This window comes from Solimicrobium silvestre, assembly GCF_002976435.1.
Taxonomy (GTDB): Bacteria; Pseudomonadota; Gammaproteobacteria; order Burkholderiales; family Burkholderiaceae_D; genus Solimicrobium; species Solimicrobium silvestre.
Genome location: NZ_PUGF01000001.1, coordinates 553275 through 571580 on the forward strand (window position 1 = coordinate 553275; position 18306 = coordinate 571580).

16 protein-coding genes, 1 rRNA gene and 1 riboswitch are annotated in these 18306 nt (G+C 46.9%); of the genes, 6 read left to right on the forward strand and 11 right to left on the reverse strand.

Annotated elements, in window-relative coordinates; genetic code table 11:
- Position 1: 1 nt before the first annotated feature.
- The 6 genes from S2091_RS02360 to S2091_RS02385 form a co-directional block, all read right to left on the reverse strand.
- Positions 2-4165 (reverse strand): translocation/assembly module TamB domain-containing protein, encoded by a 4164-nt coding sequence (locus tag S2091_RS02360; RefSeq protein ID WP_105530142.1) that lies wholly within the window; start codon positions 4163-4165, stop codon positions 2-4.
- Between the two features lie 2 nt (positions 4166-4167).
- Positions 4168-5943, reverse strand: coding sequence for an autotransporter assembly complex protein TamA (locus S2091_RS02365; RefSeq protein WP_165794886.1), 1776 nt, complete (start codon positions 5941-5943; stop codon positions 4168-4170).
- 23 nt (positions 5944-5966) lie between these two features.
- Positions 5967-6386, reverse strand: coding sequence for an ExbD/TolR family protein (locus S2091_RS02370; RefSeq protein ID WP_243405284.1), 420 nt, complete (start codon positions 6384-6386; stop codon positions 5967-5969).
- A 3-nt stretch (positions 6387-6389) separates the two neighbouring features.
- Positions 6390-7067: a protein TolQ gene (gene tolQ / locus S2091_RS02375; protein WP_105530145.1), complete on the reverse strand. Its 678-nt coding sequence runs from the start codon at positions 7065-7067 to the stop codon at positions 6390-6392.
- A 24-nt stretch (positions 7068-7091) separates the two neighbouring features.
- On the reverse strand, positions 7092-7520 hold the full coding sequence (gene ybgC / locus S2091_RS02380) for a tol-pal system-associated acyl-CoA thioesterase (RefSeq protein ID WP_243405285.1): 429 nt from the start codon (positions 7518-7520) through the stop codon (positions 7092-7094).
- A gap of 302 nt (positions 7521-7822) precedes the next feature.
- Positions 7823-8569, reverse strand: a complete 747-nt coding sequence (locus S2091_RS02385) for an SDR family NAD(P)-dependent oxidoreductase (protein ID WP_105530146.1) — start codon at positions 8567-8569, stop codon at positions 7823-7825.
- 177 nt (positions 8570-8746) lie between these two features.
- Here S2091_RS02385 and S2091_RS02390 point away from each other — a divergent pair, with 177 nt between their 5' ends.
- The 5 genes from S2091_RS02390 (at position 8747) to nrdR (ending at position 14908) form a co-directional block, all read left to right on the forward strand.
- On the forward strand, positions 8747-9763 hold the full coding sequence (locus tag S2091_RS02390) for an extracellular solute-binding protein (RefSeq protein ID WP_105530147.1): 1017 nt from the start codon (positions 8747-8749) through the stop codon (positions 9761-9763).
- A gap of 97 nt (positions 9764-9860) precedes the next feature.
- Positions 9861-11381: an ABC transporter permease gene (locus S2091_RS02395; RefSeq protein ID WP_243405286.1), complete on the forward strand. Its 1521-nt coding sequence runs from the start codon at positions 9861-9863 to the stop codon at positions 11379-11381.
- Positions 11378-12442: an ABC transporter ATP-binding protein gene (locus S2091_RS02400; RefSeq protein WP_423828223.1), complete on the forward strand. Its 1065-nt coding sequence runs from the start codon at positions 11378-11380 to the stop codon at positions 12440-12442. Before S2091_RS02395 ends, S2091_RS02400 begins: the two co-directional genes overlap by 4 nt.
- A gap of 393 nt (positions 12443-12835) precedes the next feature.
- Positions 12836-12985: riboswitch (ZMP/ZTP riboswitch) on the forward strand.
- Between the two features lie 95 nt (positions 12986-13080).
- Positions 13081-14328, forward strand: a complete 1248-nt coding sequence (gene glyA / locus S2091_RS02410; RefSeq protein WP_105530150.1) for a serine hydroxymethyltransferase — start codon at positions 13081-13083, stop codon at positions 14326-14328.
- A 94-nt stretch (positions 14329-14422) separates the two neighbouring features.
- Complete coding sequence (gene nrdR / locus S2091_RS02415) at positions 14423-14908, forward strand: transcriptional regulator NrdR (protein ID WP_105530151.1); 486 nt, start codon at positions 14423-14425, stop codon at positions 14906-14908.
- 24 nt (positions 14909-14932) lie between these two features.
- Here the strand turns inward: nrdR and S2091_RS02420 are convergent, their stop codons facing one another.
- From S2091_RS02420 to aat, 4 genes are all read right to left on the reverse strand, one after another.
- On the reverse strand, positions 14933-15268 hold the full coding sequence (locus S2091_RS02420) for a DUF7709 family protein (RefSeq protein ID WP_105530212.1): 336 nt from the start codon (positions 15266-15268) through the stop codon (positions 14933-14935).
- Positions 15269-15283: 15 nt separating this feature from the next.
- Positions 15284-16321 (reverse strand): quinone-dependent dihydroorotate dehydrogenase, encoded by a 1038-nt coding sequence (locus tag S2091_RS02425; RefSeq protein ID WP_105530152.1) that lies wholly within the window; start codon positions 16319-16321, stop codon positions 15284-15286.
- A gap of 63 nt (positions 16322-16384) precedes the next feature.
- Entirely contained in the window at positions 16385-17110 is a 726-nt protein-coding gene (locus S2091_RS02430; protein WP_105530153.1) for an arginyltransferase, read from the reverse strand.
- Between the two features lies 1 nt (position 17111).
- A complete protein-coding gene (aat, locus tag S2091_RS02435; RefSeq protein WP_105530154.1) occupies positions 17112-17828 on the reverse strand; it encodes a leucyl/phenylalanyl-tRNA--protein transferase in 717 nt (238 codons plus the stop codon).
- Positions 17829-17912: 84 nt separating this feature from the next.
- Between aat and S2091_RS24740 the strand changes: the two genes are divergently transcribed.
- Positions 17913-18008 carry an acyloxyacyl hydrolase gene (locus S2091_RS24740; RefSeq protein WP_423828226.1) on the forward strand — a complete coding sequence of 32 codons (96 nt, stop codon included), beginning with the start codon at positions 17913-17915 and terminating at the stop codon, positions 18006-18008.
- 195 nt (positions 18009-18203) lie between these two features.
- Here the strand turns inward: S2091_RS24740 and rrf are convergent.
- Positions 18204-18306: ribosomal RNA gene (gene rrf, locus S2091_RS02445) — 5S ribosomal RNA — on the reverse strand; the annotation flags it as partial.

Below are 18306 nucleotides of genomic sequence, written 5' to 3' on the forward strand. Positions count from 1 at the left end.
TTTAATCAAAAGAAAAGGTATATTGTCCATCAATTGCGGTATCACTGCCAGCACGACCAATCACACTGAAGCGACGAGTTAATTGCCACGTCAACTTCAAACCATTGGTTGCGTCAGTCAAACTACGCTCAATAGAAAAAACTAAATTCGGGGTAATGCGTTTACCAACGCTGAAAGCCTGTTCATTCGGCGAAGTAGCGCTGATATTGCCAGCCACAGTCTGGCTAGGTAATTGTGATCCGGGCGCGGTGCTGGTCGTTCCGACCGAAAGGTCGTCCAGCCCTAAACTATGCGCAATATCGCGTGGCATATTACTGCCGCTACCACTGTCACCACCAAAAATTGCACCGGCAGCACTCATTAACAAAGCCGCTTCGGAACCTGCCATCTGATCTGAGCTACGGCCTAACACCATCCAGGAAAGTTTATCCGGGTCAGGAACATTCGGCTCTGAAATCAACCTGACTTCTGGTTTTGCCACGGTGCCGATTACTTCCACGCCCGCTTCAACCGGCAAACCGCGTCGAATAGCGCGGACATTCAAACCGGGGTTATCTGGCGCACCTTGGAAATTTAAAATGCCACGTTCAATCGCTAATTGTTGACCATAGCCTTCATAGGTTCCACCGGTGGTCTGAATCGAACCGGTGGCCAAAATAGAGCCGCCATTTTTAATCCGGATACGTAAATCGCCATCGAGACTAGTATCCAGACCGCGTCCAACAAAAACAAAATTCTTACCAGTTTTGATACTAAAGTCCACGCTGGATTGTAAACCATCCGACTTTTCCACGCTCTTTTTAGCATTTTTTTTCAAAACCACCACATCGCTAGATAATTTAGGCGGGGCTTGCTTGGGCACTGAAAAATAAGCACCATCCGCTAGTAACTGCCCGGTTAAATTCCAGGTTTTTCCGGATTCTGTTAATTGCGCATCGCCTGTCGCCACCAACCAGCTATCGGCGTTTTGTAAAAAAGGAAAATGCTGCCAACGGGTCGTAATTGAACCACGACCACTTTGCAAATCAACCGTTCCGCTCGACTCAACAAAACCGGTTTCATTGAGCCAGGTAAATTCGGTTAATTTATCGTGTCTGGGCGGCGCTTTAATGGTTTGTGAAAACTTCAAACTACTGAGTGTAAATTGCGTTTTATCCATACTCGCCTTCAAACTTCCGTTAGGCAACAATACACCTAATTCCGTCAGTGAAATCTGCAAATCTTTACCGTTGATTTGAGCGGAATAATCTGGTTTATCCAACGTCCCGCTAAGTTGCCCCTGCGCTTGCAACTCGCCGCGTAACGCAATACCCGAACCTAGCAATTGACTCACCCATTGAATATTTTGAATTTGAATGCTGGCCGTTCCCGACAAAGGTGCATTAGCCGCCAATGCCCAACCTTGTTCGGTCTTATTGACGGCACTGCGCAAGTTTGCCTCTATCTGCCCGAGCTGGGCACCTTGTGCTTGCAATTGCACGTTGATCGCTTGCTGTCTTGCACTCCCACCGCCATCGCCCGTGCTGGCTTTGAGAAATAAATTCTGCAAACCGAGTGCTAGAGTCTGGTTATATCCACTCGCCATATCTTTTACTGACAGATCACCGCTGGTGCGTTTGATTTCAAACTGCCCAGCAATTTGTTGACCAATATCTAGCTGCCACGCCGCATCAATTTGTAGTTTTCCGGCCAAGGGAATATCCGCATGCCAGAGCTTTAACGCATTGACCACTTGCAAGCCCTGTAATTTCCCTTGCGTGCTTAACTGTCCCCGCGACCAATTGACTTGTTGCACTTGCAGCTGTCCCAATTTACCTTGCCAATTTGCAGCGCCCATTTGAGCGGCTTTGCTGGAAATTTTTAGTGCAAAAGGCGCTGCCAATTGAAAATCCAACTCGCCTGCCAAATTTAATTTTTGTATCTGCCCTTGCCACTGAGTCACATTATCGGTGCCAGCACTTGCCTCTTGCAAATCACCTTGCGCCTGCAATTCAATTTGATGTTGCTGCGGTAAATTCGCACTTACATGCAATTGATGTGCATGACGCAAGCCGGACAAACTGGCCTGTATGCGCTCAATCTTAAAATTCTCCGTTTCACTTTTCCCCGCGGCCAATCCAGTCAATTCCAAATTGCCGTCAATTTTTCCGGTGATACCCTCTGCCAACTCGATATTTGCCTGCAATTTTTCCAACGTGATGAGTTCAGGGATAGCTAATTTATCGGCTTTCACATTCAGCCGACCACTAGGTTGCTTTGAATTTCCCGACAAAATTCCATCCACAAAAAGTGAACCTTTTAATGAGATCGGTACTATTTTTTCAAAGGGGCGGCTTAACGCAGCCAGATCAGGCACCGCAAGCGCAAGCTGCAATTGCTCATGTTGATTAGCATTCGCCGATTCATTTAACTGCCAATTCCCGCTAGCCGATAAATGACTTTTACCCCAGTTTAATTCTAATTTTTTGATCGACAACAATTTGCCTTGCTGAGCAATCAAATTAGATTCGCCCTGCAACGCCAAGCCAGCAAATTGCCCGGACAATTCAGCCAATTGCGCATCAATCCTCCAACCTTGTTGTACTTGGCCAGCCACCTTAAAGCGCGTAGCAATGTGCCCTTCCGGCACATCAATCCAACGCGCCGGATTTAAATTATGCGCTTCACCTTGCAGTAAAAATTCTTGCCGGCCCTGCAATGCAAAACTACCTTGCGCGTTTAAAGTAGCATCCTTGGCGAGTAATTCCAGTTTTTGCACACTCAGCAGTTGTTCATTACTTAGATGAACATTGGCTTTTAAGTTGGCAGATAAATTAGGTTGGGATTCGTGTAGATTCAGTGCAAATTGCAAGCCGGTTGTGATATTTTCTACTCGAACTTGTCCGCTTAACTGGGTTTTCTTTAAGCGTTTATCTATGTGAAGTAAATCCACATTTTTTAAATCTAATTGAGCAAACAGATCAGGCAAAGCCGTTTTATGCAAGTTGAGATGCCCCGAACCGAGCACCGAACCACCAGCTTCGAGTTCTATTTGCGTCGCCTGCCAACTGATTTGATGTTCATCTAATGTGATGTCTGAACTGATCGCCGCAACTGGGATTCCGCCGGCATTCCAGATCATCGGCATGGTATTTTTAATTGCAAAATGTCCGCGCAAGATCGGCGCTTTTACATCGCCGACCGCCTTAAAATCGGCCTTAAGATGCAAATTTGCTTTGGGGGCATCTGCATAAAAACTAGCTGGGTTGACTGAGTTTAAATCCAATTGCAAGGTATCTAGCGGCAATACGGAAAACGGCGTTAATACCGCGTGAATTTGACCGCTGGCAGGTTTGAAATTTGGTGCGGCATTTTTTTCAATCTCGGCTACATCAAGCTGAGCTTGTAACAGCAATTTTTTTAAATTCCCTGATAATGTGCCGTGCAATTGCGTCACGGGAACAGTAACGCCACTTTGTTGGATCGCCAGACCTTGCCAGTCGAACTTGGCTTGTAAATTAAATGGTGCAGCGCTGCCTAAATTACCAGATAACGCAGCATTACCCCACGGCGTTGTGCCGGAGAATTGCAGTTGATAATTCTCTGAATTAATTACCACTTGCGCGGTTAACGCAGAAAATTGCTGCACTCCACCGTGTTTCCCGCTCGCATCCAAGGTTGATAACTGAAAATTATTAATCGCAAGCTGATCTGCCTTAACTAATTTAATTAAACGCGGCAGGCTTAATGATGCAGGCAAAATCGCTGGCTTATCATCGCTTGGTGTTGGTGCAAGGGCTAATTGCAGACTATTAATCCGCAGATAATCAAGCTGTAGCTGTTGACGCCATAATGCACTGGGCTGCCATTGCAACGCCACATCATCGACGACTAAATCCAGCTCTTTATTACGCAATTCGATATGTTGAATCTTGAGTTGATGCAGCAAGCTGCCGGAAACGCCTTGGCTATGTATGCTGGCATAGCGATCCAACAAAGCAAGGGTAGTTTTAGCGCCGGCTTCGGTTGCAACTAACCAAGCCGCGGCCAAAATCAGCAACGCTATGAAGAGTAGCGCACTCAAAAACAGCATGTTAAAAATACGTCTGGCTACGCTTTTTTTGTTCTGTTTTGGCGTTGCTGCAGCTGCATTTATATGATTAGCAGTGTTAGTAGGATCAGTCATTATTAGAACGCAATCCCAATAGAAAAATCCAAACGTAATTTTTCCGTTTGGCGACCATAAGCCAAATCAAGCGCAATCGGACCCGCCGGGGTTTTATAACGCAGCCCCATACCGATGCCTTGTTTCAGAGACAGATCAGAAACATGGTCGGCAGCATCGCCTACATCCACAAAACCAGCCACGCCCCAGTTTGCCTCTAACCAATGCACGTACTCAGCAGTTGCCGTCGTCAGCACACGACCACCCACCACACCGTCGGCCTGATTAACCCCAAGGCTTTGGTACGAATAGCCGCGTACGCTGGCAGTACCGCCGGCACGGAATAAATAGTCTTCAGGAATACCGACACTGTCAGCGGCCAGCACGTATCCAGCTTCAATCCGCAAAATAATAACGTCGCGCGTAGCAACCGGTATCCAGCGTTGATATTTTCCATATAAACGTAGAAAATTTTGATCGGAGATCAGGTGTTTCGTCGCACCGCTAATATCCAATTGAGTAATTTGTCCTTGTCGCGGCTCGAACACATTATTCACTGCGCGCCAAGTCCAACCGATAGAACTCACCAACGCTTTAGCGTGGGTTTCTTCATCGCCGCTAACGGTGCTTTGTTCATACACAAAAGACAGGCCCAAACGCCTTTCTACCGAGTCTTCGGTGATGACTCGTTTAGCGCCGAATGAACTGGTAGCAGTGAGTAAGCCTGAAATGTCGGAGCGATCAAACAACACCCCGAACGAATCGAGATAACCACTTAAGCGCGGCGGCAGATAAATATCGGCGTAGCCAATTTGCCGTAGTTGTTCAATTCGCAGTACGCTTCTTAAATCATACGCATCGCCGACAAAATCTCTGTCCCGATAAGAGACTTCCCCGCGCGCACCGGTATTAGTACTGTAGCCTGCGCCCAAGCCGACATCATGCTCCTGCCGCTCTTTAACCAACACTTCAACTGGCACCGCCGCAGCGACTTCTGGGTCTGGGTCAACACTAACCGAGACCGAGGAAAAGTAAGGAGAGTTTTGTAAGGTGCGTTGAAATTTCAACAGGCTCTCGCGACTGTATACATCACCCGTTACCGGCGGATGATAGCGATCCAACAGCCAAGGTTTATACAAATTCAAACCTTGTATACGAAGTTCGCCAATACGAAATACCGGGCCGCTGTCTAGCAGCACAGAAAGGTCGGCCTGCTGATCTTGAATTGTCGCTTGACTGTCGGTAATTTTGGCGGCGGCATAACTGTGTTCGGTCAAGCTTTCTAACGCTTTAGTTTTCGCGTGGCTCCAATCGTCATCGCGAAATGTCGCGCCTTTTTGCAAGCCCCAATTGGATTGTATTGATTGCTGCAATTCAGGTGGCACTGCGTCGCCGACAAAATTAACTTGCGCGGTAGTGACTTTAGTTACCGGCCCTAATTCAACCTTGATATGCACCAAAATTTTTTCGGATTTTTTTATTTGCACATCAAAATTAATGAGCGGTGAAAAATAGCCTTCGGTGGCTAGAATGTTAGCAATTTCACGTCGCACTGAAAACCGTAACAAACGCAGTTCTGATGAGGTAATTTTATCGGCCGGACGATTCAATACGCTGACATGATTTTTCAGTAAATCATGGATTTTTGAGTCAATCGCAGAATTTTCTACTAAATCAAATTGCGTGGACAGAGCCTGTTCTGGCTCAGTTGATGTACTTGCGTCTTCTGATACCGCGGATTCCGGATCAGGATTAATTTCCTGTGCCAGGCAAGGCAGACTTACCCATAAATTAAGCATGAGCGCAGCACAGAAAATTAACCTCATTTAGTCGCTAAACCTACGCGTGAAATGCCGAGTTTTTTTGCTCCGGCAATCATCTGAATCACTTCGTCGTATTTAATTTCTTTATCCGCTGCAATCAGCAGAGGCAAATCAGGCTCGGTTTCATGCAAGTGCTGCAGACGCTCTAACAAATCTGCGCGACCAGTACTGGCTTCTGCTTTGCCTTGGCTATGCTTGCCGACGCTGGCTGTACCGTCCGGTTTAATGGTGAGTTCCAGATAGTCAGTCGGTGCCTGTTTGCTTGCTCCTGCGTTCGGCAAATTCACGACGCTGGGATTAGTCATTGGTGCTGCCACCATTAAAATAACCACCAGCACTAACATTACGTCGATGTACGGCACGACGTTAATTTCAGACTTTAATTTGCGGGTGCGACCGCTGCGCATACTAACTGGCATAGATTAACGTCCTTGTCGTTGCAGAATGTTAGAGAACTCTTCAACAAAACTTTCAAAACGAATCGCTAAACGGTCAATATCATGAGTGCAGGAGTTATACGCAACCAAGGCTGGAATTGCCGCAAACAGGCCGATTGCAGTCGCTACCAACGCTTCTGCAATACCCGGAGCCACTGCCGCTAAAGTCGCTTGCTGCACATTCGCTAATCCGCGGAAAGCATTCATAATTCCCCATACTGTGCCGAACAAACCGACGTAAGGCGATACGGAACCGACTGACGCCAGGAAAGATAAGTGGGAGTCCAATGCATCCATTTCACGCTGGTACGCGGCACGCATTGCACGGCGTGCGCCATCTAGCATCGCAGCACTGTCGGTACCGGCAGTGGCACGGTTTTTATGGAATTCATTCATTCCTGCACCAAAAATACGCTCTAATGCGCCGCTTTGTTCGCGACGGTGATCCAGACTTTTATACAATTCATTTAAGCTGCCGCCTGACCAGAATTCACGTTCGAATTTTTCGGTCTGGATACGGGCTTTTTTAATTGCAAAGCGTTTGCGGAAAATATAATTCCAGCTCATCAGCGAAACGCACAACAGCATCGCCATCACAATTTGCACGATGATCGACGCGTTGGTAATTAAGGTAATAAAGGAGAGGTCTTGAGTAACAGTCATCATTTTGAGGGAAGGTAACTTTAATTAGTCTAAAGAAGGGAAATGCGATGCTTGCAGCGCTTGTAATACTGCCGGAGGAATCGCGCAAGGACGAATAGTTTGCGTATCAACACAGCCAACCTTAAAGCGCCCACTGACCAGGCATTGGGTGCCACGCCATGCTTCTTGCACAAACACTAGAGAGGCTCGGCCGAGTTTTTCAACTACCGTTATAAGCTGTAATTCATCATCTAATCTAGCTGGCAGATGGTAGTCGACCAAGCTTGATTTCACGACGAACATGGCTTGCTGCTGATCGGCCAATTCTTGCTGATTAACGCCGAGCTGACGTAACCATTCCGTGCGGGCGCGTTCAAAATATTTGAGGTAATTAGCGTAATAAACGATGCCGCCTGCATCGGTGTCTTCGTAATAGATGCGCAGTGGCCAGCAAAAATTTGAATCTTGTATCACTTGAGCCTTTTCATATCCGCTAAAGTCAGGCATTTTAGCGTATTTTTTAACATCAAATATGCACTTATGCTTTTTGGCATACTCTGGCATATTCTTACTTAAATAGCTATTTTCACTATATTCTATATAGGTGAATTAAATATACTGTCGAAATTAGTGATTTTATTTATCTGGATAGTCATTAAAATGGTTAAAAAAATTCAAAAATAGTGGGGGTATATAAAAATAGCGCTACTTTCTGTTTTTCAGCCTAACTTCCGTCATCCCCACTACATTTATCTCGAATTTTCTACTTTTTACAGCTACTCCCGAGTTATCGCCATTCCGGCAAAGCTCTGGCATACCGGCATCAATTCAATATTATTGATATTGATATGGCTCGGCAGCGTAGCAATCCAATACGCGGTTTCTGCAATATCTTGCGCAGTTAATGGCTGTGTGCCTTGATACACTTTGGCTGCAGCAGCTTCGTCCCACTTGTAGCGCACCTGAGAAAACTCGGTACCACCGCATAAGCCCGGTGCAATATTGGTAGCACGAACCCCGGTTCCTGCCAGATCAGCACGTAAATTTAAGGTGAAATGATCAACAAATGCCTTGCTCGCGCCATATACATTGCCGCCCGGATACGCATAACTGCCAGCCACTGAGCCCAAATTCATCACCAAACCACTACGGCGCGCCACCATGCCAGGTAACACCGCGTGCGTCATGTGTACCAAACCGCGATTATTGGTTGAAATCATCGTATCCCAATCAAGCAATGATGCTTGCTGGGCCGGCGCCGTGCCTAATGCCAAACCGGCGTTATTAATTAGCACATCGATGGCTTGCCACTCGGCTGGCAATGCCGCCAACGCAGCCGGAATAGTATCGGTTTGCGTGACGTCCAAGGTGATCGGCAACAATGCAGCACCCAGTTCAGCGGCTAGCGCAGCCAGTTTATCGCTGCGCCGCGCTGCCGCAATCACGCGATGGCCGCCCTGCACAAACCTGCGCGCCATTGCTTCGCCAAAACCGGAACTCGCCCCAGTAATTAGTACGATCATGTTCAACTCCCTTTGATTTAAATGCGGCTTTCTGATTAGCCGCTATGTTACCTCAACTCATTACTGCCCTCATTAGTTGAACATTTAATTGGAACTTGTTAGTGCCATTCAAGTCGTAATGATTACCATTCTCATTTAATAACTTATAACCTGCCATTAATCATTCTCCCCGACTTCATGAAAAAACTAAACCACCTTACTCGCCTCATATCCGCCGCCTTATTTACATCACTACTCGCCACCAGCTTGACCGCATCCGCAGAACAAGTCGTGGTCTATTCCGCACGCAATGAACAATTAATCAAACCACTGTTTGATGCTTACACCAAACAAACTGGCGTACAAATCAAATTTGTTACCGACAAAGAAGGGCCGCTGATGGAGCGCCTCAAAGCCGAAGGTAAACAGACACCAGCCGATATTTTCATGACAGTGGATGCAGGTAATTTGTGGCAAGCCGCGCAAATGGATTTATTCCAGCCACTGACATCCAGCACTTTAACCGCCAACATCCCAGCGCATTTACGTGATACCAACAATCAATGGTTCGGCTTATCAATTCGAGCCCGCACGATTTTCTTCAACACTAAGCAAGTAACTCCAGCTAGCCTGTCTACTTATGAAGAGTTGGCCGATCCAAAATGGAAAGGCAAACTCTGCTTGCGCACCTCCAAAAAAATTTACAACCAGTCACTCACGGCTATGCTGATCGCGGAACATGGTGCCATCAAGGCCGAGCAAATAGTGAAAGGCTGGGTCTCCAATCTAGCTACGCCGGTTTTTTCCGATGACACAAAAATGCTGGAAGCGATTGCGGCTGGTCAGTGTGAAGTCGGGATTGCCAATAGCTATTATTACGGCCGCTTGATGGATAAATGGCCGACGCTGCCTATCGGCATTTTCTGGGCTAATCAAAATAACGGCGGCGTGCATGTAAATATTTCTGGTGCCGGCGTGACCAAGTTCGCCAAGAACCCGACTGGTGCGCAAAAATTACTGGAATGGTTATCATCCAGCCAAGCACAAAACCTATACACCGATGGCGCGATGGAGTTTCCGGCCAATCCGGCCATTCCAGCCGATCCGCGCTTAGTAAAATGGGGACCATTCAAACAGAATCTGATCAATGTCAGCAAAGCCGGTGAGTTACAAGCGGAAGCCGTTAAATTGATGGATAGGGCTGGTTATAAATAAGCTCCTTTCATCGACTCGCTTTGAGTACAAACCGCTAGGCGCATGGCGGCTTTGTGCCGGGCTAGTATCCTTAATCACCCTGGTGCCGCTGTCCGTCGTGCTCTTTTCTGTGTTCACTCCCGAAACAGAAATCTGGGCACATCTGCAAACCTACGTGCTGCCGGAATTAATCAGCAACACGCTGTGGCTGGTGCTGGGCGTAGTTGCTGGCACTGCGTTGTTAGGCGTTGCATTGGCATGGCTGACCGCCGTGTGCGAATTTCCCGGCCGTACTTTCTTCAGTTGGGCGCTAATGCTACCGCTAGCGATTCCCGCTTATGTTGCAGCATTTGTCGCAATCGGCCTATTCGACTTCACCGGCCCGCTGCAAACTATGTTGCGCGACCTGACTGGCGGTCGCAGCGCTTGGTTTCCGCCAATTAGATCACTCGGCGGAGCGATTCTCATCTTGAGTTTATCGCTCTATCCGTATGTGTATTTATTGGCTCGCCAAGCCTTTCTAACGCAAGGTTCGCGTGCGCTGGAAGCTGGACAATCACTAGGGCTGACTAGACGCATGGGCTTTTTTCGCATTGCATTGCCAATGGCCAGACCGTGGATTGCCGCCGGCCTGATGTTAGTCGTAATGGAAACGCTGGCCGACTTTGGCGCAGTGTCGATTTTTAATGTCGACACCTTTAGCACCGCCATTTACAAAACCTGGTTCGGCCTGTTTTCACTGAGCGCCGCATCGCAACTGGCTTCCTTATTATTGCTGGCAATTTTAATACTGGTGTTTGCCGAACAGTACTGGCAGCGGCAACGTCGATATCACAGTAATTCACCTGACAATTCTGCGTCCAAACGCATTCAACTCAGCCCTCAAGCACGCTGGTACGCCTGTGCATTTGCCGCGGTAATTTTTGCGTCGGGCTTTGTTATTCCGGTGACGCAATTGCTGGCCTGGAGCTCGAAATCGCTTACTGGCGAATGGGATCAGCGCTTTGCTGGTTTCGTCTGGCATACCGTGCTGCTGTCCAGCATGGCAGCAGGTATGGTGGTGCTGGCAGCGCTAGTACTGGTGATTACCTTACGCCGTCATCATGATTGGCCTACTCGTTTTTTTGTACGACTTGCCACGCTCGGCTATGCGATTCCCGGCACGGTTCTAGCAGTCGGAATTTTTATTCCGGCGGCATGGCTAGATCAACAGTTTTTTGACATAAGCGGCCACATGCTGTTACGCGGCAGCCTGGCGTTGATGTTGTGCGCGTATTTGGCGCGTTTTCTGGCACCCGCTTTTAATACGCTCGACAGTGCCATGCAGCGCATTACAAAAAATCAGGAAGACGCAGCGCGAGGCTTGGGCTTAACCGGCTGGCGACTATTTTCACGACTGTATTTCCCGATGCTACGCGGCGGAATATTAGGCGCAGCGCTGCTGGTATTTGTCGACGTTATGAAAGAAATGCCGATCACCTTAATGACGCGCCCGTTCGGTTGGGACACCCTGGCAGTGCGCATTTTTGAAATGACCTCTGAAGGGCAATGGGAACACGCAGCATTGCCAGCACTGGCGATTGTAGTGATTGGCCTGTTGCCGGTATTTTTATTAATCAGACCAAAGGAGTTCGCATGATGCCTTTATTAGAACTACAGCAGGTCGCTCATTCCTACTCAAGTAAAACAACTTTTTCAGAACTCAGCTTTAAGCTCATGAAAGGACAAATCGCTTGCTTGCTGGGGCCTTCCGGCTGCGGAAAAACTACCGCATTGCGGTGCATCGCTGGCTTTGAAGAAATTAGCTCCGGTGCGATTCTCATCAACAACCAGTTAGTCAGTCGTGCAGGCTTTAATCAGCCGGCTGAGCAACGCCAAATCGGTATGATTTTTCAGGATTATGCTTTATTCCCGCACCTGAATGTGGCACGCAATATTAGCTTTGGTCTGTTTAAATTCGGCGCGGCGCAACGCCAACAACGCGTGGACGAACTGCTCGAAATTGTCGGCTTATCCGGCTACGCCAAAGCCTACCCGCATCAACTTTCCGGCGGCCAGCAACAACGCGTTGCCCTGGCGCGTGCCTTAGCACCCAGACCTGCGTTATTGCTGCTCGACGAACCGTTTTCCAATCTTGATGTAGAGTTACGCGAACGACTTTGCATCGAAATTCGCACCATCTTAAAGCGGCAAAACAGCACTGCAATTTTGGTCACGCACGACCAGCATGAAGCGTTTGCCATGGCCGATGAAATTGGGGTTATGCATCAAGGCAGCATGCAACAATGGGATAGCGCCGATCAGTTATATCACCAGCCGAGCAATCGTTTTGTGGCGAATTTTATCGGCGAGGGCGGCTTCATTGATGGGCAGGTGATTAACGAGCATCAAATCGAAATCGAATTAGGGCTGGTTCGTAACCAGCGCGGCCATCCACGCGGCAGCAGCATTGAATTACTACTTCGTCCGGACGACATTGTGCAAAGTGAGCGCAGTAATTTACGGGCTAAAGTCGTGGGCAAGGCGTTTCGCGGTGCCGACTGTTTATATACTCTGGAGCTGCCCAGCGGCCAGCGAGTTTTATCGCGAATTCCCAGCCACTATCCGCACGCGATTGACGACTATATTGGTATTGAACTCGAAATAAAACCTGATGTTGAACATGTCATCACGTTTCAAAAAAGTGGCATTTCAAGTTGAGAATACACCTGGTGAAGCAGGGGTTTCATGATGCATGCATCACGCCTACGTAACGATTTGTCCTTGCAAGGACAAATTCCTTAACGACCATTCAATATTTTAAAGTACAGGAGTATAGTTTTGATGAAATTGACAAATTATCAAATAAACCTATTTGACTATTTATATACTGTTGAAAATATGATTTTCACCCACAGAAAAACCATTGGATATGCTAAAAATATTAAAATATAACGGGAGGGAGCATATGAATTGTGCCGATTTCAGCACAATTTCCGTGTAATTCGTCGCTATTTCAAAGCAAATTAACGCGTAATTGATGGGTATTAGACCGGCAAATAAGCGCGTTGAACTTGCCCAAAAATGGAGCATCGCGTAGAATTTGCCCACCATTTCGTCTCACGCAACTGGCGAAGCCGTCACACCTCTACCAAGGTGCGGCGCAAGATGGAGTTCCATCGGGAAGCGTGAGATTTTGTTCGGGCTCGCATTGTAGTAATGCGTTACAGTAAGAGTCCAAAGCCGTACGCCTGGGTAGCCCATATGGTAAGAACGTTGACGGCTGCCTGTCTTTCCCTTTTTGCAATCCATGCAGCATTAAACGATATCGGACTTATCCTTCATCGCTAGGAAAAATAATGTTTACCAAAAATCATACTTTAGACCAGATCGATCCAGAAATTTTCGCGGTTATTCAACTCGAAAATCAGCGTCAACAAGAACACATTGAGTTGATCGCTTCAGAAAATTACACGTCACCAGCCGTCATGGAAGCGCAAGGCTCACAACTGACGAACAAATACGCTGAAGGCTATCCGGGTAAACGCTATTACGGTGGCTGCGAACACGTAGACGTAGTAGAGCAATTAGCGATTGATCGCCTTAAAAAACTGTTTGGAGCGGAAGCCGCTAACGTGCAACCGAATTCCGGTTCACAAGCTAACCAAGGCGTGTTCTTTGCCGTGTTAAAACCAGGCGACACCATCATGGGTATGTCGCTGGCGGAAGGCGGTCACTTAACGCACGGTATGCCGTTAAATATGTCTGGTAAATGGTTTAACGTAGTTTCTTACGGTTTAAACGATAAAGAAGAAATCGACTACGAAGCGATGGAACGTTTGGCGCGTGAAACCAAACCAAAACTGATCATCGCTGGCGCATCAGCCTATTCATTGCGGATTGATTTTGAACGTTTCTCAAAAATCGCCAAAGAAGTAGGCGCATACTTTATGGTGGATATGGCCCATTACGCTGGCCTGATCGCCGCTGGCGTGTACCCTAACCCGGTTCCTTACGCTGACTTCGTTACTTCAACTACGCACAAATCATTACGCGGCCCACGCGGCGGTATTATTTTGATGAAGGCTGAGCACGAAAAAATCATCAATTCAGCAATTTTCCCAGGCTTGCAAGGCGGCCCGTTAATGCACGTGATTGCAGGTAAAGCGGTTGCATTTAAAGAAGCGTTAACACCGGAATTTAAAACCTACCAAGAACAAGTCGTTAAAAATGCTAACGCCTTGGCAAATGCATTAATCGAACGCGGTTTGCGGATTATTTCCGGTCGTACTGAATCGCACGTGATGTTGGTAGATTTACGTTCTAAAAACATTACCGGTAAAGCAGCTGAAGCTGTTTTGGGTTCTGCTCACATTACCTGCAACAAAAACTCGATTCCTAACGACCCTGAAAAACCGTTCGTAACATCCGGTATTCGTCTGGGTAGCCCAGCAATGACGACTCGTGGTTTTAAAGAAGCTGATGCAGCGAAAGTCGGGCATTTGTTGGCGGATGTATTGGATAACCCAACTGATGCAGCAACGATTGAACGTGTTAAAGCGGAAGTTAAGAAATTAACTGATGCGCATCCGGTTTATTCTGCATAAGAATAAATCAGCGTTCAACTAAGTTGGACAGAGTGTTGATGTGAAATGAAGTCACAACTAAATTGCGTCAACACTCAATAACCCAGACCAGACTATGAAATGTCCTTTTTGCCATAACGATGATACCCAAGTTTTGGATACCCGCGTATCCGAAGAGGGCGACGCTATTCGTCGTCGACGTCGTTGCAATAAATGCGAAAAACGTTTCACGACCTATGAACGTATCGAATTGGCGATGCCATACATCGTTAAAAAAAATGGCAGCCGCTGTGATTATGACTCGTCAAAATTACGCGCCAGTTTAATGCTGGCATTACGCAAACGTCCGGTTTCAGCACCCGCTATTGATAGCGCCATTGAGCACATTGAAGAGCGCTTACTAGCCAGCGGCGAACGTGAAATCCTTTCAGTACAAGTCGGTGAATTGGTCATGCACGAACTAAAACGACTGGATAAAATCGCTTACATTCGCTTTGCTTCTGTGTATAAAAGCTTTGAAGATGTGGCTGAATTCCGCGACATGATTGATGAGTTTAGCCCTACAGCTCATCCAAGAAAAAAAACCTCAAAACTTGTTTGAGGTTTCTTGCGGACGCAAGCCCTTTTATTTATTGACTTTATTTGCCAAAAATTCTTTGGCTTTTCTTCCAACGAATTGACGGCCCGAATTACCATCCGACAACCATTCATCTGGCACAAACAAATCAAACAGACCAACCTTAAATAAGGTCGGTATTGCCAGCTCAAGCTCCGTCTCCACTGTTCCACGCTGACCCGCATTGTATAAATTAATATTATGCAGCATAGTGGCGACCGTTCCAGTTTGAACAGAGCTCCCATCTTTAAGCATCACTGAAGGAAGCGTCTCGCCGTCAGCGATAATTTTCTGATTAATTTGCGCTAATTGCTGATTATGTTGCGTTGATATTTTCGATTCCATTGATTGCATCCTATCTTAGTGTTTGATGGCTTCTGCGCACTCACGAATCAGCGCAGGCCCTTGATAAATTAATCCTGAATAGATTTGCACCAGTTCGGCACCGGCAGCAATTTTTGCTTTGGCATCGCTACCGGATAAAATCCCACCTACGCCAATAATCGGAATAGCGTCACCTAATTCTGCTTTCAATCCGCGTATCACCGCATTCGATAATTCAAATACCGGTGCACCCGACAAACCGCCCGCCTCAGCCGCATGATTTAAGCCTGCAACAGCATCGCGACTCAAGGTTGTATTGGTGGCAATCACTGCGTCGATCTTATGTTGCAGTAAATTATCTGCAATCATTTTGATCTGCTCGGCATCCATATCCGGTGCAATTTTTAAGGCCAGCGGCACATAACGTTTATGCTTATCCGACAATCGTTGTTGTGCATCTTTAAGCTTGGCCAACAAATCGTCCAGTTCATTTGCACCTTGCAGCTGACGTAAATTTTTGGTGTTTGGTGATGAAATATTTACCGTTACATAGCTGGCATACGGATACACTTTTTCCAGACAATGCAGGTAATCATCGGCGGCACGCTCGATCGGCGTATCGGCATTTTTACCAATATTCAATCCCAACACGCCCAATTTATCTTGATAAAACCGCGAGTCTTGAACATTGGAAATAAACGCATCAACACCGCCATTATTAAATCCCATGCGGTTAATAATGGCCTGTGCCTGAGGTAGGCGAAACATGCGTGGTTTAGGATTTCCAGCTTGGGCGCGCGGAGTGACGGTGCCAATTTCTATTGAGCCAAAACCCAGTGCCGCCAGTGCATCAATATAAGCACCATCTTTATCCAAACCAGCCGCTAAACCAATTGGGTTGGGAAACGTAATTCCCATCACGGTACGTGGATCAGAGCTCGGGCGGGTAATTAAATTCCCCATTCCGAGTGCTACGGCATTTTTCAACAAAGGTAAAGTAAGGTGATGTGCGCTTTCCGCATCCATCGAGAATAAGAAAGGGCGGGCAAATGCGTATAAGAGTTTAGTAGACATGAAGGCGGGCGGTACAAGGTTGATTTGATTAAGCTCAGGGCTGGGTATTATAAGTGGGGTTGGCTAACTCGAATGTAATTTCCATTCATCATTGATATAAGCCTCAAAAGGACGGAAATTTGATTTGTATGCCATTTTACCGGTTTCACTAATCCAATAGCCTAAATAAAGATAAGGTAAGCCGACGCTTTTAACTTGCTCGATCTGCCACAACACATTATATGTTCCATATGACGCCGATATGTCAGGTTCATAAAATGTATACACAGAAGAAAACCCGTCATCCAGAATATCAATCAAACTGACCATTTTCAGCACATTGTCTGCATCGCGGAATTCAACTAGACGCGTATCAACCCGACTTTGCAATAAAAATTGGACGTATTGATCGCGACTATCCTGATCCATTCCACCGCCGGCATGACGCGCCTGCTGATACCGTTGATATAAATCGTAATGTTCCGCGACATAACTCAAATCACATACGGTGGTGACTAATCCTGCATGCAAAGCAAACGCACGTCGCTGACTGCGATTCGGCGTAAATTCAGCAACACAAACACGCACCGGAACACAGGCATGACATTCATCGCAATAGGGGCGATAAGTAAATTCGCCACTACGTCGGAAGCCGCTTTTAACCAGGGCTGAATAGACATCGGCATTAATAAAGTGGGCAGGAGTCGCCACTTGAGAGCGGGCTAACCGATCATCCAAATAACTGCAGGTATATGGCGCAGTGGCATAAAACTGAATTGTATTTAATGGCAAATCATTTAACTTTGTCACATTAATCTCCTATTTTTTCACTGAGTTTCCACTCCCTGATTGACGGCTGCAATACGGCCTGCTGTATCCAATTAGTAAATTCCTGACGTGCAATTGGAGCCGCTCCCAGCGACGCCAAATGCTCGGTTTCCTGTTGACAGTCTATCATTTGCACTTGTTGCGACTTCAAAAAAAATACTAATTGAGCCAGCGCCATTTTTGATGCATCACTCACCCGCGAAAACATCGATTCGCCATAAAACATACGACCTATACAAAGACCATATGCTCCGCCAACCAATTCACCATTAATCCAGACTTCCGAAGAATGCGCATAACCCATCCGATGTAATTCAGTATAGGCGCTAATCATTTGTTCAGAAATCCAGGTGCCGGTTCCATCACGGCGCGGAGCAGCGCAAGCGCGCATCACTGATTCAAACGCGCTATCGAATTTAAATTCAACTAAAGGATTATTTTGCAATTTCCGCAGCGTTTTTTTCAGACTTTTAGATAATTTGAAGTGCTCGGTATATAACACCATGCGTGGATCAGTCGACCACCACAAAATCGGCTGCCCTTCGGAAAACCAGGGAAAAATCCCTTGCCGATAGGCATCGAGTAAGCGCTGTGCGGATAAATCTGCTCCGGCAGCAAGCAATCCAGCAGCACCTTGTTGCTCCGTAAGCGCAGTTTCGACAGATGGAAAAGGTGTATCAGCCTCAAGCCAGGGAATCATTGTTTGAGCGGAGTAAATAAAAGATAAAGCGTAGCAGGATAATGTCAGGAAGTAAAAAGCAAATCCAACGATGAACTAATTGAAATTGCATTGAAGTTTCAGCACTTCTCAAACGCCAGCATCAAGAAGCCAAATCCAGCGATGAATTTCGCCTTGATCAAACTGGGCTACGCCTTTTAGCGAATAGCCAATCTGCGCAAGTGGTGGCGCAGGATAAATTCTAGCGTGCCGCCATTGTTCAGCCCATCTGCGCAGATGGTGGCGCAGGTCAAATGGTAGCGCAGTAAAAGACTATGCCGATAAATCAGCGCAGTAAAAAGCAAACGGGCATAAAAAAACCCCCACTAAACATAGCGGGGGTTTTTAGGAAGAACAGCCTGACGATAACCTACTTTCACACTGGTTGCAGCACTATCATTGGCGCAGAGTCGTTTCACGGTCCTGTTCGGGATGGGAAGGGGTGGGACCGACTCGCTAT

Coding starts and splice junctions, on each gene's coding strand:
- S2091_RS02360 (WP_105530142.1), bottom strand. CDS start 4,165: ATGACTGATCCTACTAACACTGCTAATCATATAAATGCAGCTGCAGCA.
- S2091_RS02365 (WP_165794886.1), bottom strand. CDS start 5,943: ATGCTTAATTTATGGGTAAGTCTGCCTTGCCTGGCACAGGAAATTAAT.
- S2091_RS02370 (WP_243405284.1), bottom strand. CDS start 6,386: ATGCCAGTTAGTATGCGCAGCGGTCGCACCCGCAAATTAAAGTCTGAA.
- tolQ (WP_105530145.1), bottom strand. CDS start 7,067: ATGACTGTTACTCAAGACCTCTCCTTTATTACCTTAATTACCAACGCG.
- S2091_RS02385 (WP_105530146.1), bottom strand. CDS start 8,569: ATGATCGTACTAATTACTGGGGCGAGTTCCGGTTTTGGCGAAGCAATG.
- S2091_RS02390 (WP_105530147.1), top strand. CDS start 8,747: ATGAAAAAACTAAACCACCTTACTCGCCTCATATCCGCCGCCTTATTT.
- S2091_RS02400 (WP_423828223.1), top strand. CDS start 11,378: ATGATGCCTTTATTAGAACTACAGCAGGTCGCTCATTCCTACTCAAGT.
- glyA (WP_105530150.1), top strand. CDS start 13,081: ATGTTTACCAAAAATCATACTTTAGACCAGATCGATCCAGAAATTTTC.
- nrdR (WP_105530151.1), top strand. CDS start 14,423: ATGAAATGTCCTTTTTGCCATAACGATGATACCCAAGTTTTGGATACC.
- S2091_RS02420 (WP_105530212.1), bottom strand. CDS start 15,268: ATGGAATCGAAAATATCAACGCAACATAATCAGCAATTAGCGCAAATT.
- S2091_RS02425 (WP_105530152.1), bottom strand. CDS start 16,321: ATGTCTACTAAACTCTTATACGCATTTGCCCGCCCTTTCTTATTCTCG.
- aat (WP_105530154.1), bottom strand. CDS start 17,828: ATGATTCCCTGGCTTGAGGCTGATACACCTTTTCCATCTGTCGAAACT.